The sequence below is a fragment of the Rhizobium sp. YJ-22 genome (genome assembly GCF_029601685.1).
Lineage (GTDB): Bacteria > Pseudomonadota > Alphaproteobacteria > Rhizobiales > Rhizobiaceae > Metarhizobium.
In genome coordinates, this window is the sequence record NZ_JARRIR010000019.1 from 8638 (window position 1) to 22361 (window position 13724).

15 protein-coding genes and 1 pseudogene are annotated in these 13724 nt (G+C 61.1%); 15 read left to right on the forward strand and 1 reads right to left on the reverse strand.

Features of this window, described 5'->3' with window-relative positions; all coding sequences use genetic code 11:
- From P7F60_RS27305 to trbI, 10 genes and pseudogenes are all read left to right on the forward strand, one after another.
- A pseudogene (locus P7F60_RS27305) lies at positions 1 to 187 on the forward strand (conjugal transfer protein TrbC); the annotation flags it as partial.
- On the forward strand, positions 180 to 479 hold the full coding sequence (locus P7F60_RS27310; RefSeq protein ID WP_064334925.1) for a conjugal transfer protein TrbD: 300 nt from the start codon (positions 180 to 182) through the stop codon (positions 477 to 479). The pseudogene P7F60_RS27305 and the gene P7F60_RS27310, both read left to right, overlap by 8 nt.
- 9 nt (positions 480 to 488) lie before the next feature.
- Entirely contained in the window at positions 489 to 2957 is a 2469-nt protein-coding gene (locus tag P7F60_RS27315; RefSeq protein ID WP_064334926.1) for a conjugal transfer protein TrbE, read from the forward strand.
- The gene (gene trbJ / locus P7F60_RS27320; RefSeq protein ID WP_064334927.1) at positions 2929 to 3738 is read left to right on the forward strand and encodes a P-type conjugative transfer protein TrbJ; all 810 of its coding nucleotides are present in this window, start codon (positions 2929 to 2931) and stop codon (positions 3736 to 3738) included. The genes P7F60_RS27315 and trbJ overlap by 29 nt, the downstream gene beginning before the upstream one ends.
- A complete protein-coding gene (trbK, locus tag P7F60_RS27325; protein ID WP_084438769.1) occupies positions 3735 to 3965 on the forward strand; it encodes an entry exclusion protein TrbK in 231 nt (76 codons plus the stop codon). Before trbJ ends, trbK begins: the two co-directional genes overlap by 4 nt.
- Positions 3959 to 5149, forward strand: a complete 1191-nt coding sequence (trbL, locus tag P7F60_RS27330) for a P-type conjugative transfer protein TrbL (RefSeq protein WP_277920792.1) — start codon at positions 3959 to 3961, stop codon at positions 5147 to 5149. The genes trbK and trbL overlap by 7 nt, the downstream gene beginning before the upstream one ends.
- Before the next feature lie 17 nt (positions 5150 to 5166).
- Entirely contained in the window at positions 5167 to 5844 is a 678-nt protein-coding gene (locus P7F60_RS27335) for a conjugal transfer protein TrbF (protein ID WP_064334930.1), read from the forward strand.
- Positions 5845 to 5860: 16 nt separating this feature from the next.
- Positions 5861 to 6715, forward strand: coding sequence for a P-type conjugative transfer protein TrbG (gene trbG, locus P7F60_RS27340; protein ID WP_064334931.1), 855 nt, complete (start codon positions 5861 to 5863; stop codon positions 6713 to 6715).
- Positions 6715 to 7188 (forward strand): conjugal transfer protein TrbH, encoded by a 474-nt coding sequence (gene trbH / locus P7F60_RS27345; RefSeq protein WP_064334968.1) that lies wholly within the window; start codon positions 6715 to 6717, stop codon positions 7186 to 7188. The genes trbG and trbH overlap by 1 nt, the downstream gene beginning before the upstream one ends.
- 11 nt (positions 7189 to 7199) lie before the next feature.
- Positions 7200 to 8510 carry an IncP-type conjugal transfer protein TrbI gene (trbI, locus tag P7F60_RS27350; protein WP_064334932.1) on the forward strand — a complete coding sequence of 437 codons (1311 nt, stop codon included), beginning with the start codon at positions 7200 to 7202 and terminating at the stop codon, positions 8508 to 8510.
- A 333-nt stretch (positions 8511 to 8843) separates the two neighbouring features.
- Here trbI and P7F60_RS27355 read toward each other — a convergent pair whose 3' ends face one another.
- Positions 8844 to 10382 carry a Fic family protein gene (locus P7F60_RS27355; RefSeq protein WP_064334933.1) on the reverse strand — a complete coding sequence of 513 codons (1539 nt, stop codon included), beginning with the start codon at positions 10380 to 10382 and terminating at the stop codon, positions 8844 to 8846.
- A gap of 256 nt (positions 10383 to 10638) precedes the next feature.
- Between P7F60_RS27355 and P7F60_RS27360 the strand changes: the two genes are divergently transcribed.
- From P7F60_RS27360 to P7F60_RS27380, 5 genes are all read left to right on the forward strand, one after another.
- Positions 10639 to 10905 carry a hypothetical protein gene (locus P7F60_RS27360; RefSeq protein WP_245337580.1) on the forward strand — a complete coding sequence of 89 codons (267 nt, stop codon included), beginning with the start codon at positions 10639 to 10641 and terminating at the stop codon, positions 10903 to 10905.
- 283 nt (positions 10906 to 11188) lie between these two features.
- Positions 11189 to 11371, forward strand: a complete 183-nt coding sequence (locus tag P7F60_RS27365; RefSeq protein WP_064334934.1) for a hypothetical protein — start codon at positions 11189 to 11191, stop codon at positions 11369 to 11371.
- Between the two features lie 218 nt (positions 11372 to 11589).
- Entirely contained in the window at positions 11590 to 12549 is a 960-nt protein-coding gene (locus P7F60_RS27370) for a DUF3991 and toprim domain-containing protein (RefSeq protein ID WP_277920793.1), read from the forward strand.
- A gap of 145 nt (positions 12550 to 12694) precedes the next feature.
- Positions 12695 to 13297, forward strand: a complete 603-nt coding sequence (locus P7F60_RS27375; protein ID WP_064334936.1) for a DUF1419 domain-containing protein — start codon at positions 12695 to 12697, stop codon at positions 13295 to 13297.
- A gap of 11 nt (positions 13298 to 13308) precedes the next feature.
- Positions 13309 to 13707, forward strand: coding sequence for a DUF3085 domain-containing protein (locus P7F60_RS27380; RefSeq protein ID WP_064334937.1), 399 nt, complete (start codon positions 13309 to 13311; stop codon positions 13705 to 13707).
- The last annotated feature ends 17 nt before the right edge of the window (positions 13708 to 13724 follow it).

Below are 13724 nucleotides of genomic sequence, written 5' to 3' on the forward strand. Positions count from 1 at the left end.
GAATGATTTCGCGCGGCGGCTTTGCTTCATCGCCCTTGTCGGCGGGGTCCTGCTTGGCTCAACACAGATCGTCGCCTTGTTCGGCGCGACCGGTGCGTCGATCGGGGCGGCCGACACACCGTCAGCGACCGACATCGCTACGCGGCCGCGCGAACCTTCAAGAGAAGGGGAGGGAGCGCATGGCTGAGCCCGGCTCCAACCTTTCCCGCTCGCCTGTACACAGGGCGCTATCGCGTCCGAACCTGCTGATGGGCGCCGACCGCGAGCTGGTGCTGCTGACGGCACTTGCCGCCATCATCCTGATCTTCGTTGTGCTGACCTGGTACGCAGCGCTCTTCGGCCTCGCGATCTGGCTGATCGCTCTCGCGGCACTGCGCATGATGGCAAAGGCCGATCCTTTGATGCGGCGGGTCTATGTCCGCCATATCTCCTACAAGGCGTTCTATCGAGCAACGTCCTCGCCCTGGCGCAAGTTCTGAGGGTTCTCGATGGTTGCCGTCAAGTCATTCCGTCATTCTGGTCCGTCCTTTGCCGATCTGGTGCCCTATGCCGGCCTGGTCGACAATGGCGTGATCCTGCTCAAGGACGGCTCGCTGATGGCCGGCTGGTATTTCGCGGGGCCGGACAGCGAGAGTTCGACCGACGCCGAGCGAAACGAAGTCTCGCGGCAGATCAACGCGATCCTGTCACGGCTCGGCTCCGGCTGGATGATCCAGGTTGAGGCCATCAGGGTTCCGACCGGAGACTATCCGGCCGAGGACGATTGCCACTTCCCCGATCCGGTCACGCGGGCGATCGACGCCGAACGGCGAGCCCATTTCCAGAAGGAGAGGGGGCATTTCGAGAGCCGGCACGCAATGATCCTGACCTGGCGGCCGCCGGAGCCGCGGCGCTCGGGGCTGACGCGCTATGTCTATTCCGATGCGACCAGCCGTTCCGCGACCTATGCCGATAAGGCGCTCGATAGCTTCCTGGCCTCAATCCGCGAGGTCGAACAATATCTCGCCAATGTCGTGTCGGTCCGCCGGATGATGACGCGCGAGACCGAAGAACGCGGCGGCTTCCGGGTCGCTCGCTATGACGAGCTCTTCCAGTTCATCCGCTTTTGCATTACCGGCGAGAACCACCCGGTCCGTCTTCCGGACATCCCGATGTATCTCGACTGGCTGGTGACGGCCGAGTTGCAGCACGGGCTGACACCGCTCGTCGAGAACCGTTTTCTCGGCGTCGTGGCGATCGATGGCCTGCCGGCCGAGAGCTGGCCGGGGATCCTCAACAGCCTCGACCTGATGCCGCTCACCTATCGCTGGTCGTCGCGTTTCGTCTTCCTCGATGCCGAGGAGGCGAGGGCGAAGCTGGAACGCACCCGCAAGAAATGGCAGCAGAAAGTCAGGCCCTTCTTCGATCAGCTCTTCCAGACCCAATCCCGCTCCGTCGATCAGGACGCCATGCAGATGGTGGCGGAGACCGAGGACGCGATCGCCGAAGCGTCATCACAACTCGTTGCCTATGGCTACTACACCCCGGTCATCGTCCTCTTCGACGAGGACCAGTCTCGTTGCCAAGAGAAGTGCGAGGCGATCCGCCGGCTGATCCAGGCGGAAGGTTTCGGCGCACGGATCGAAACGCTGAATGCAACCGACGCCTTTCTCGGCAGCCTGCCGGGTGTTTCCTATGCCAACATCCGCGAGCCGCTGATTAATACCCGCAATCTCGCCGATCTCATCCCTCTCAATAGCGTCTGGTCGGGAAGCCCAACGGCGCCTTGCCCCTTCTATCCGGCTCGCTCGCCGCCGCTGATGCAGGTGGCCAGTGGCTCGACGCCGTTCCGGCTGAACCTGCATGTCGATGATGTCGGGCACACGCTGATCTTCGGGCCGACCGGTTCAGGCAAATCCACCTTGCTGGCACTGATCGCCGCGCAGTTTCGGCGCTACGCCGGCGCGCAGGTCTTTGCCTTCGACAAGGGCAGCTCGATGCTTCCGCTGACGCTGGGGCTCGATGGCGATCACTACCAGATCGGCGGCGATATCGGTCCTTCGGCAGAAGGCGAAGTGAGGGCGCTTGCCTTCTGCCCGCTCGCCGAACTTTCGACTGATGGCGACCGCGCCTGGGCGTCGGAATGGATCGAGACCCTGGTGGCGCTGCAGGGTGTGACCATCACACCAGACTATCGCAACGCCATCTCCCGGCAGATCGGGCTGATGGCGGAATCGCGCGGCCGGTCGCTCTCCGATTTTGTATCCGGCGTCCAGATGCGCGAGATCAAGGACGCGCTGCATCACTGCACCGTCGACGGCCCCATGGGTCAGCTTCTCGATGCCGAAGAGGATGGTCTGGCGCTCGGCGCGTTCCAGTGCTTCGAGATCGAGGAACTGATGAACATGGGCGAGCGCAATCTCGTGCCGGTGCTGACCTACCTGTTCCGTCGCATCGAGAAACGCCTGACCGGCGCACCCAGCCTGATCATCCTCGATGAGGCCTGGCTCATGCTCGGCCATCCCGTCTTCCGCGACAAGATCCGCGAATGGCTGAAGGTTCTGCGCAAGGCCAATTGCGCCGTGGTTCTGGCCACCCAGTCGATCTCGGATGCGGAGCGCTCCGGCCTCATCGATGTGCTGAAGGAGAGTTGCCCGACCAAGATTTGCCTGCCGAATGGAGCTGCCCGCGAGCCCGGCACGCGCGAGTTCTATGAGCGCATCGGCTTCAACGAACGGCAGATCGAGATCGTCGCGAAGGCGCTTCCAAAGCGCGAATACTACGTCGTCTCGCCCGAGGGCCGCAGGCTCTTCGACATGGCGCTCGGTCCCGTCGCGCTCTCGTTTGTCGGCGCGTCCGGCAAAGAAGATCTGAAGCGCATTCGCGCCCTGCATTCCGAATACGGGGCCGGTTGGCCTCTCCACTGGCTCCAGCAAAGGGGGATCGCCCATGCCGAAACACTCTTCCCGACCTCTTGAGACAGCCCGCACCGTGTTCGTCGCGGCGATCGCCCTCTCTGCCACATTGCCACTCCCCGTTCAGGCCGGTGGCGTGACAGGCCAAGCGACCGAATGGACGCAGCTCGCCAACAATGCCGAGCTCGTCTCGCTGGTCGGCAAGTCCGCGGAGCAGGTGAACAATCAGATCACCCAGATCTCCCAGCTTGCAGAGCAGATCCAGAACCAGCTCAACATCTACAACAATCTCCTGCAGAACACCGCCCAGCTCCCGCACCACATCTGGGGGCAGGTCGAAAGCGACCTGAAGAGCCTGCAGAACGTCGTCGCGCAAGGACAGGGCGTCGCCTTCTCGATGGGCAATATCGATGACGTGCTGAAGCAGCGCTTCCAGAGTTTTGCCGGGATGAAGAGCAATCTGCCAGATGGCGCGAGCTTTTCCACGACCTACCAGACCTGGTCCGACACGAACCGCGACACGATCGCCGGAACGCTGAAGGCAGCGAACCTGACCGCCGACCAGTTCTCGAGCGAGGAGAGCACGATGTCGTCGCTGCGCTCGATGTCGGAGTCGTCAGACGGCCAGATGAAGGCGCTGCAGGTCGGACACCAGATCGCCGCCCAACAGGTTGCGCAGATGCAGAAGTTGCGGGGCCTCGTCTCACAGCAGATGACCATGATGGGAACGTGGTTTCAGTCCGAGCAGGCACAGAAGGACTTGGCCCAGGCGCGTCGCGAGCAGTTCTTCAACGGGACCGAGCGTGACATACGCGGGGGCCAGACCATGGAGCCACGCTGGTGAGCCCGCGTCTGATTATCATCCTCGTCTTGGCGGGGCTGGCCGCACTCGGCGCCGGCACCGTCACCTGGAACATGGTCCAACTCCGCCCGGCCCCCGTGTCCGGATCCGGCGCAGCCGCTACGCGAACCACCTCCGATGTGGAACGCCGTGAACATCGGGAAAAATTCTTCAGCAGTGATCCGGATCGCAACGTCCGTGGCGGGCAGGAGATGAAACCGCGATGGTAATCGTTCGTCCTTCCCGGAAGCTGGAGCTTTCGTTCATTTCGATCTGCATCATCCTGCTGGCGACGACACCGGCCCTTGCCCAACAGGGTTCGGTTCTGACCACACTGGAAAATTCCGTCGTCACGGCCGCGAAAGGCTGGGAGACGACTGTGATGAACGCGGCGCGTTCGCTGTTCTGGATCCTCGCCGGCATCGAGATCGGGATTGCCGCGGTATGGCTGGCGATCAACGCCGCCTCGCTCGACAGCTGGTTTACCGAGCTCGTGCGGCGGATCATGTTCATCGGACTCTTCGCCTTCATTCTCGACCAGGGACCGTCCTTCGCGAAGGCCGTTGTCGACAGCCTCTACCAGATCGGCGCCGGAGGTGGCTCGGCATCGCCCGCAAACATCTTCGACGCGGGCCTCCGGGTCGCGACCAAGATGTCCGAACAGGCGAAGTTCGGTTTGTGGGAAGATAATGCGCTGGCGATCGCCGCAGTCTTCGCGATGGTCGTGGTCGTCGTCTCCTTTTCGCTCGTCGCGGCGATCTTCGTCGCCGTGATGGTCGAGATGTATGTCGGCCTGCTCGCAGGCATGATCATGCTCGGTCTTGGCGGCTCGTCCTTCACCAAGGATTTCGCGGTCAAGTATCTGGTCTACGCCTTCTCCGTCGGCATGAAGCTGATGGCTCTGGTGATGATCGCCAAGATCGGATCCGACATCCTGCTCGGACTCGCCGAAGCGCCGACCGCAACATCCGAACAATTCATCACCACACTTGCCATCGCCGGCATCTCGGTCGTGGTCTTCGTGATCGCCATGTATGTCCCGCCGATCCTGCAGGGCGTGGTCCAAGGCGCCTCCATCGCCGGCGGCATGGAAGCAATCCGCCACGGCGGCCAGGCCGCGACCTTTGCAGCCGGCGGGGCGTTCCTCGGCGCAAGTGCTGCAACGAAAGGGGCGCAGACGGCAAGCTCGGCGCGGGCAGGGGGCTCTTCGATGGCGGGAGCGGCACTTCGCGGCATGGCGTCCGGTATTGGAAGTGCTGGATGGGCTGCCGGATCGGCAGCAAAGGAGAAGGCGATCGCCTCACCCGGCGCCTATGCCGGATCGCTGCTCGGGCTTGCCAACGCCAAGCTCGACCAGACGCGGCAATCAGGCCGACCAACGCCGCCGCCACCACCCATCAACGAGAACAAGTAGCTGGAGGATGATCACCCATGGCCGGACGCAATCCGCCAGAGAATTCCCCTATCGCCAATCCCTATCTCGCGGCGCGCAACGAGTGGAACGAGCGCTATGGCTCCTATGTGAAGGCGGTCGCGGCCTGGCGCATCGTCGGCGTCACCGGCATAGTGATGGCAGTGATCGGTTTCACTTACGCGCTCTACCAAAGCACGCAGGTGAAACTCGTTCCCTATATCGTCGAGGTCGACAAGCTCGGAACGGCCTCCAATGCCGGCTTCCCGCAGCAGATCGAATATGCCGATCCGCGCGTGGTGCGCGCCACGCTCGGCAGCTTCGTCTCGAATTTCCGGAGCGTGACGCCGGATGCGGTCGTGCAAAAGCAATATATCGACCGGACCTACGGCCTGCTCCGGACCTCGGATCCGGCGACAGAGAAGGTCAATGCCTGGTTCCGTTCCAATTCGCCCTTCGAGAAAGCGAAGACTGCGACGGTGGCGGTCGAGGTCAACAACATCGTCGCTCTGTCGAACCAGTCCTATCAGCTCGACTGGACCGAGTTCGAGCGCGACCGCCGCGGCAAGGAGACGGCCACACGCCGCTTCCGCGGCATCGCAACTGTGACCCTCACACCGCCGCAGGACGAAGGCGTCATCCGTCTCAACCCCATCGGTCTCTATGTCAGAGACTTCGACTGGACTGCACAGCTTTGAAAGGCATGGCCCGAACATGAACATCCGTCTTGAGAACTATTCGGCCATGCTGACTGCCGGCGCCATCATATCAGCGGCGCTGGCGTTCTCCGCCCTTGCACCTCTCGATGCCCTTGCGGCCGATGGCGTCACAGCCAATGAGGCGAAGGGCGTGAGCATCTCCGGCCAGTGGCGCGGATCGCGTGGTCTCGTGACCAAGGGCGCCGACGGCAAGGTGATCTTTCTTTACGGCGAGGTTCAGCCGTCGGTCGTCTGCTCACCTCTGCAAGTCTGCGACATCGAGCTTCAGGGAGGCGAGGTCGTTCGCGACGTACTCGTTGGCGACACTGTGCGCTGGAAGGTCGAACCTGCGACATCAGGTGCGGCGGGTGGCCAGGCGATCCACCTGATCGTCAAACCGTCTGAGCCCGGTCTCGTCACCTCGATGGTGGTGACGACGTCGCGGCGGACCTATCATATCCAGCTCAAGTCGCATTCGAGCCAATATATGGCCCGCGTCGGCTTCGAATATCCGGAAGACGTCTCGGCGAAACTCGATGACATCAATGCCCGTCTCGAGGCGAGTACGATCCCAGGAGCCGGCGTGCCGGCCGAGCAGTTGAACTTCTCCTATTCGGTGTCAGGCAGGGCCGGCTGGCGGCCGACACGGGTCTATTCGGACGGGCAAAAGACCTACATCCAGTTCCCGCGCTCGATCTCCGGCCAGGATGCGCCGGTGCTGTTCGTGACGTCCGGCGGACAGAACCGAATCGTCAACTACCGAATGAAGAACGACATGATGGTGGTCGATTATCACATCGATCGCGCGGTGCTGGTCTCGGGCGTCGGATGGAAACAGGAAAAGGTGACGATCAGAAGGGGAGGGCGATGATGCGACCCTTTGCCGACAATCTCCTCTTGCGCCCCATCCGCGCTATTGCCACAGCCTTCGCCCTCACCATCCTCCTTTCCGGATGCCAGTCGTTGGGGACTGACGGTCTCGTCGCCAGCAACGCGCCGGCGGAAATCTCCGGCCCGGCGGCAAGCGCCATTGCCGGCGATATGGTCAGCCGTCTTGCCGAGCAGATCGGACCCGGCAAGGCAACAGTTGCGCTGAAGGCGGACGCCTCACCCTTCGGGCAGGCGCTCGAAGCAGCACTCAAGGGATGGGGTTACGCCGTCGTCACCGACCAGAAGACGGACGACGGAATGAAGATCATCCCACTCGCCTATGTGATCGTACCCTTCGACGGACAAGTGCTGGCGCGTCTTTCGACTGACAGCGTCGAGCTCGGCCGGGCCTACACCGTAACATCAAGCGGTGCTGCGCCGGCAAGTGCACTCTCGCTGATGCGACGTGGCTGAAGGGAAGCATCATGGTCCAATCCTTGCAACTTGGCGGCGCAGCAAATGCCGAAGCGGAATCTCGCATCAAGCGGATCAACCGCCTGCCGATCATCGTGGTGATCGTTCTGGTCATCGCTTTCCTTGGCGTGATTTTCTATGGGCTCACTTCCCGCGGACTCTACTTTGGCAATGACACCGGCCCAGAGACGAGTTCTGGCAATCCGGCATCGACCTTCGCCGACCAGATCAAGCGTGGTGTGACGGATGGCATCATCGGTGAGCCACAGCAGCAAACCACGTTTCAGCCGACATCTGTCGAGACGAAGCAGGCCGAGGAAAAGTCAAGCAATCCCTTCACGCCGCAACCGGGACAAAACGAGGAACAGCAGCGCGGGCAGGATTTGGAAAACGAGGAGGTCTGGCGTGCACGGCTTGAACGCGAGCAGAGGGAGCAATATCTGCGTGAGCGGCATCGACAACGCATGGCCCGGCTGCAGGCGAATGATGCGGCCTACGACGCACCGCTCGCGATAGATCGCAGCACGCTGGCGGCGCGGACGGACGAGACCACCAGAACAACGACAAACACTTCGCCGTCGACAACCGCCGGCGCCAACTCAGATCTTTACGCCGCCGCGTTGCGGGCTGGTCTCGGCGGGCAGAATGTCGATCCGAACGGGCAGAACTCCAAAGAGGACTTTTTCAACGCCGATCTCAAAGAACTCGGATATCTCCCCAATCGGGTCGTGCCTCAGCAATCACCGTATGAACTCAAGCGCGGTTCGGTCATTCCGGCGACGCTCATATCAGGCATCAATTCGGACCTTCCCGGTCGCATCACAGCCCAGGTAAGTCAGAATGTCTACGATAGCGCTACAGGGCATCGCCTGCTGATCCCGCAAGGAGCGAAGCTCTTCGGGCGCTACGACAGCAAGGTGTCGTTCGGGCAAAGTCGCGTTCTCGTCGTCTGGACCGATATCATCTTCCCTGATGGATCCACGCTACAGATTGGCGGGATGGCGGGCACGGACACGCAAGGGTACGGTGGCTTCCACGACAAGGTGAACAACCATTATTGGAGGACGTTCGGCTCAGCGGCGCTGATCGCGCTGATTGGAACCGGGATCGATGCGTCAATACCCGAAAGTTCGACGCTTGCCACGCAGGATACGGCATCAGATGCGGCAAGGCGGAATTTCGCGGAGAGCTTCGGTCGCCTCGCGGAGCAAACAATCAGTCGCAATTTCAATGTCCAGCCAACACTGAAGATTCGGCCCGGCTACAGGTTCAACGTTCTTGTAGATCAGGACATCATATTCCCAGGGACATACCGAACCTAGACTTCGACGGTCGGCAAGCCGTGCGTGGTCCATGGCCGGAAGTGGAAGGACCGTTCCCTTATGCGAGTTCAGACATTCACGGCGACTATCAAAATGCGCCGCGCCTCGGCAAGCGGCTGGACGCTTTAGCCGACCCGCTCCACGGCCAGCGTCGCCGCTGAAAACGACCTGATTAGCGTCTTCACAAAACCGTTGGGTCGAGCAAAACGTCCCAAACGCTGCGCTCAAGGATCACCTATCGACAATCAGTAAATCAAGAGCCGAAGCGTTCGCTGATTTTAGGGGCGGGCGAACGGGTCGGTGGTTCGAATCCTGTCAAGGCGATCGATGATTTTAGAGTTCCTTACTCATCGACCAAGAGGTGCGCTCGGCGATGAATTCCGCGAACGGTTTGACGTTCATATGGACGCTCGCCTGTTCGAGGCCGGCCAAATAAGTTGACCGATCCTCAACCCTAACCACTGCCCATGGAAAACCACCCGAGGCGAACATGGCATTCATCAGGAAGCGCGCCATCCGTCCGTTGCCGTCAGGATAGGGATGAACATAGCCTATCAACCAATGGCCAAGGACTGCCCTAACCGCCGGCTCGCTTTCCTTCTCCAGTAGATCGAACAGGGTCTCCATTCCATCCGGAACTGCTTCGGAACGCGGTGGTACATGCCATGATCCGCGGAGATATACAGGGTGGTTTCGATAGCCCGCGAGGGCGCTGGGTTTCAGGATACCTGCGGCTACGGAGGGACCGAACAGTTCGCGGTACCAATCCCTATGTTGCTTACGGATAACGGCTCCAGCCGGTGCACCGCGGAGAATCTCCGCAACAGATTCTTTCACGCTCTGAAATGCCTGCCAATAACCGCGTGCTGCCAGGGCGTCCCGGTTTTGCCTATCCTGCTGATCCACATCCGGATCCCACGTACCAGCGCGCACGCGATCAATGAGTTCCGGAGTAACGCTGTACCCTTCGATCGAAAGTGAATGGTATGCGTCGTTCTTGTATATGTCCTCGACCGATTTCATGAAAGCGACGGTGTCCGAGGGAAGTCCGGGTGCAGCAGGAAAAACATCGAGGACCGCCTGACGCTGGCTTTCCCATATAGCATTGAGACGCGCCACAATGGGAGATCCACCGACAGCTAAGGTGGATACTCGCTGGTTTTGATCGAACGGGTCGGTCTCTCTAACGTCGTACATCGCGCCTTTCATCGTTTTCAAGATATCGTCGGCGAACTCGCCTTTTCCTATGCGCCGAAACGCCCCGGCCAGACGGCCTGCCACGGCCGAATGCCCTCCGTCGAGTAATCGACCGAGGACACCCGACACATCGCGCATGGAGTTCAGCACGATCTGGGCTTCGATAGGTGATCTTTTGAAAAACGCTTCAGCAACTTTTACCAGGGCGGCGTCCGCAGTATAGAACCTCAATCCGTTTTTCTCGACAAGATCCTCGCGCGGTGGCATTTGCTTGGTCTTGAGATCGTAGATGGATGTGCCAAAAAGCAGTGATAAATTGTTGCCCATTGCCTTTGGGCTGTTGACAATCACCTGGGGCGGAATCGCAGTTGCTTCTGCGTGGAGTAGCATCGATTGTTCCGGTGACAGATGCCATTCCCGTCCAAAGCGGTCGTTGCAGTAGAGGGAGCAGAACTCCCAGAATGAAGCGTACCAAAGGGTTGTGTCGCCGTCTTGGGACTGGGGTCCCGTTGACATTTGCCATCCGCGGATGACTTCTTGGAGAAATCCGCTCCGTGTAAGGCGCTCTCGGTGTAGTCGGCTGAACTCGTCGGACTTGAATATTCGACGCCCGCCATCCTGCAATGTTTTGAGGGCTTGCAGGGCGTCAGCCAACTTTTCATTTGGTGTAGCCATTTTGGTTCTCACGACCTCGGTGTTCTTGCGCGAACTCACAATGCCGCGTCTCATAAGGCAATGCCTGCATCATTGCACGTTTTTGATGTCGTTTATATGCGCGTTTTGAACGTCGATTCAATACACGTTCAAGGTGATGATTTAATAAACGTTTTTGATGATGAGTCATAACACGTCTTTGGTGTCGTGACTCATCACAGCATTTCGTGTCGAGCTAAGCAGCCTGCATCAAGATGCAAAGGTGAGTTGGTGGTGATTGGATTCTTACGGCAGGATCGAACATCGGCGAGCTATCCGCCGCCGTTGGCGGGCAGATGCTAGGCGGCTTGCCGCAACGGACCCGGTTGGTGCCTATTACGAGGCGCAGCGAAGAGCCGCCCGCAGCCGAGCGCAAGGTAATGTCGGTGAATACTGGCATTGGGCCAAGGTTGCCAGCGAAGTCGCCCGCATCGAACCGCATGCCGAGATGGACTTCGAGGTCGTCAAGGCGATTGCCGATCAGGAAAGCGCCGGTCGCCGCTAAACACCTGCACTGTGCGTGGCGGAAATAATGTCGAGTTGACGCTGTACCTGTGGTGCAGGTGAACGACCCGTGCCGGAAAACCGCCTGGCCCTCCGAAGCAAACCAATCCCGCTCTTCATCGATGGCGTCCTGGACCAGGTCCGGATCTCCGTCGATCAACCCGTTGAGGGTCCGCTAGCAAGCTGCGGCCGCTTGGCTTCGCCTTCGCGGTGATCGCGACCGTCCCCGGTCCTTCGAGGAGCCATCGAGCGGGATCGGCCCGCTCCGGACGGAGGTTTCTCACATGGCACGGGATCTTGCACTCGCTCAACGCCACGCATTCGCACTTGCCCGCACCCTCATGGTGCCGGTCACGCTCTTCAGGTCCGGAAACGAGTTCGGCGTTCTTCCGAGCGACGAACTCGATGACGGCGAGGTCGAGACCATCGCCGAATTCGATCCCTTCGAATACGGGCCGGCTCATTGAGCCGGCCTTCCCCTTTTCAGGTGCCGCTTGCGAGCGGCAGGCGGCAAGGGAAGCTTCGCCGCAGCTGGCACGGCCGCAGGTGCCGAGGTGTAGATCTGCTGGTTGCCAGCCGCGCCCTTGCCTCCTTTGCTCTTCGCGGACCGCCGGAAACGATCCCGCAAACTGCGGGAAATGAAGAATCCGGAAAGAAAGGCGGACGCGAGGGCGCCGGCAGGATAATGGAGAAAAACGAACTTGAAGAAATGCGGGACCGTGTTCCTTGCACAGTCGTGCTTGAGCAGGCCGGCTTTGCGGTCGACGTGAAAGAAAGCACGCGCAAAGCGGTCAAGTATCGACGCGGGGCCGAGATCGTCATCGTCATCCACGAGGGGCGGGGATGGTTCGATCCCCTGTCCGACGCGAAGGGCGACGTCTTCAGCCTTGTCGAGTGCCTCGACCACGTACCCTTCGTCGAGGCTCTGCACCGCATCGCATCATTGGTCGGCTTTGTCTCGAAAGAGCCGGTCTGGACCCCTCCCACTCGCGATTCCACACCGCACGGTTCCATTCCGGAACGATGGGAACAGCGCCGCAAACCGTGGCGGGGATCGATGACGTGGCGCTATCTGCGCGAGGAAAGATATCTGTCGGAGGCCATCATCCGCGGTGCCATCCGTCACAACGTCCTGCGGGAAGGTCCCTACGGCAGCATGTGGGCCGCCCATGTCGATGCCGATGGCGGTGTCACCGGCTGGGAGGAGCGCGGCCCCGAATGGCGTGGATTCTCGACCGGAGGGTCGAAGGTGCTCTTCCGTCTCGGTTCTCTCGATGCTCCGCGTCTGTGCGTCACCGAGGCGGCGATCGACGCCATGAGCCTGGCCGCGTTCGAAGGAATGCGAGAGGGAAGCCTCTATCTCAGCACAGGCGGGGGATGGTCGCCGACGACAGAAGCCGCGGTTCGCGTGCTCGCCGCGCGCCCCGGCGCGCAGCTCGTCGCCGCCACGGATGCCAACAGTCAGGGCGAGGCCTTTGCCGGCCGCCTGCGCGATATCGCAGAAGATGCCGGCTGCGACTGGTTCCGCCTGACGCCGCCGGCTGAGGACTGGAACGACGCATTGCAGGAGAGAAAAGGAGAAGAAAAGGAAAGAAGGGTGGGTAGGGGAGGCCTGCCGCATGCCCGCCGGCCGCGTCAAGGGTGAAGCTTCGCCCGGCTGAAGCCGGCCCTTGACCCGACCGGACGGAGAGGCGGCCGCGGGGGAGGGGTCAGGAAGGGCTGAAGAGAAGATGGAGTCATCGCAACGATGAGCCGCGCTTCAGCCCGACGAGGCTGAAAGGAGCCCGCTCATGAACCTCTCTCCCATCCGTAAAGTCTATCAGGGCATCGCCGATCGCCGCCAGATGTTCCGCATGTTCGACCGTCATGCGCAGCGCCCGAACCGATGGGAGTGCGACGACAGTGCGCTTTATCGCGGCGAATGGTTCGAGATCGGGGAGGCTTGCCACGATTACATGTTCGAGATCCTGCCGCCCCTCTGGATGCGGGGTGAGATGTTCGCCATGCGCGAATTCCTCACCGGCTCGATCACCAGCATCTTTTTCACGCTGTCGATCGACGGGCGAATCCGGCACTTCCACGGTTATTGCGACCTCGCCGACAAGGGCTCGCCCCAGCGCATGCGCACGGCGATCATCGAGCGTGAATCCCGTCCTGTCCGGGCGATGACGCGCGAGGAGCGTCTGGAGCACATCTGGAGCAGCACGGCTGACGACTATCGCGGCTATGCCGGCGAGCGTTGGCCAGAGGATGATCGTGGCAAGCGCACGGTGATGTTCTTCGCCAGACCAGGCGGCACCACGCTCAAGGTGCTGGAGGATCTGACCGACGCGGAGGTCGCGGCGAAGCTGCCAGTCCATCTGCGTTACCTGCCCGACGCGATCGCAGCGTGAGGGAGAGCGGCATGTTCACCTTCTCCCTCACCGACATCGGCGCTGTGCTCGCCCGCGGTCGGGCCGACGCGGCCGCAAACGGCGGATTTCGCCTTCCGTATCAGGGAATATCCCCTGAAGCCGAGGCCAGAGCCGGCCTGTGGCTGGTCGGTGACGAGAGCGTATATGTTCTCTCGAACGGGCAACTCGCCGAGGGACAGCGTCCGCTCGTCATCTATGCCGAGGAGTGCGATCCGAAGACCAATCCGGATTACTGGCATTACAAGCGACGATATTTCGGGGGCGATGACGGGGTCGAATTCATCGACGCCGTCGAACTCGAAAAGCTCGTCCCGGCTCAGCCCGACGCGACGCATCTGCGGATCGTGATGGACGACACGTCCATATCCATCAGCCTGATCCGCCGCTGACGCGGCGCTTGCCGCAC

Coding starts and splice junctions, on each gene's coding strand:
- P7F60_RS27310 (WP_064334925.1), top strand. CDS start 180: ATGGCTGAGCCCGGCTCCAACCTTTCCCGCTCGCCTGTACACAGGGCG.
- P7F60_RS27315 (WP_064334926.1), top strand. CDS start 489: ATGGTTGCCGTCAAGTCATTCCGTCATTCTGGTCCGTCCTTTGCCGAT.
- trbJ (WP_064334927.1), top strand. CDS start 2,929: ATGCCGAAACACTCTTCCCGACCTCTTGAGACAGCCCGCACCGTGTTC.
- trbL (WP_277920792.1), top strand. CDS start 3,959: ATGGTAATCGTTCGTCCTTCCCGGAAGCTGGAGCTTTCGTTCATTTCG.
- P7F60_RS27335 (WP_064334930.1), top strand. CDS start 5,167: ATGGCCGGACGCAATCCGCCAGAGAATTCCCCTATCGCCAATCCCTAT.
- trbG (WP_064334931.1), top strand. CDS start 5,861: ATGAACATCCGTCTTGAGAACTATTCGGCCATGCTGACTGCCGGCGCC.
- trbH (WP_064334968.1), top strand. CDS start 6,715: ATGCGACCCTTTGCCGACAATCTCCTCTTGCGCCCCATCCGCGCTATT.
- trbI (WP_064334932.1), top strand. CDS start 7,200: ATGGTCCAATCCTTGCAACTTGGCGGCGCAGCAAATGCCGAAGCGGAA.
- P7F60_RS27355 (WP_064334933.1), bottom strand. CDS start 10,382: ATGGCTACACCAAATGAAAAGTTGGCTGACGCCCTGCAAGCCCTCAAA.
- P7F60_RS27365 (WP_064334934.1), top strand. CDS start 11,189: ATGGCACGGGATCTTGCACTCGCTCAACGCCACGCATTCGCACTTGCC.
- P7F60_RS27370 (WP_277920793.1), top strand. CDS start 11,590: ATGGAGAAAAACGAACTTGAAGAAATGCGGGACCGTGTTCCTTGCACA.
- P7F60_RS27375 (WP_064334936.1), top strand. CDS start 12,695: ATGAACCTCTCTCCCATCCGTAAAGTCTATCAGGGCATCGCCGATCGC.
- P7F60_RS27380 (WP_064334937.1), top strand. CDS start 13,309: ATGTTCACCTTCTCCCTCACCGACATCGGCGCTGTGCTCGCCCGCGGT.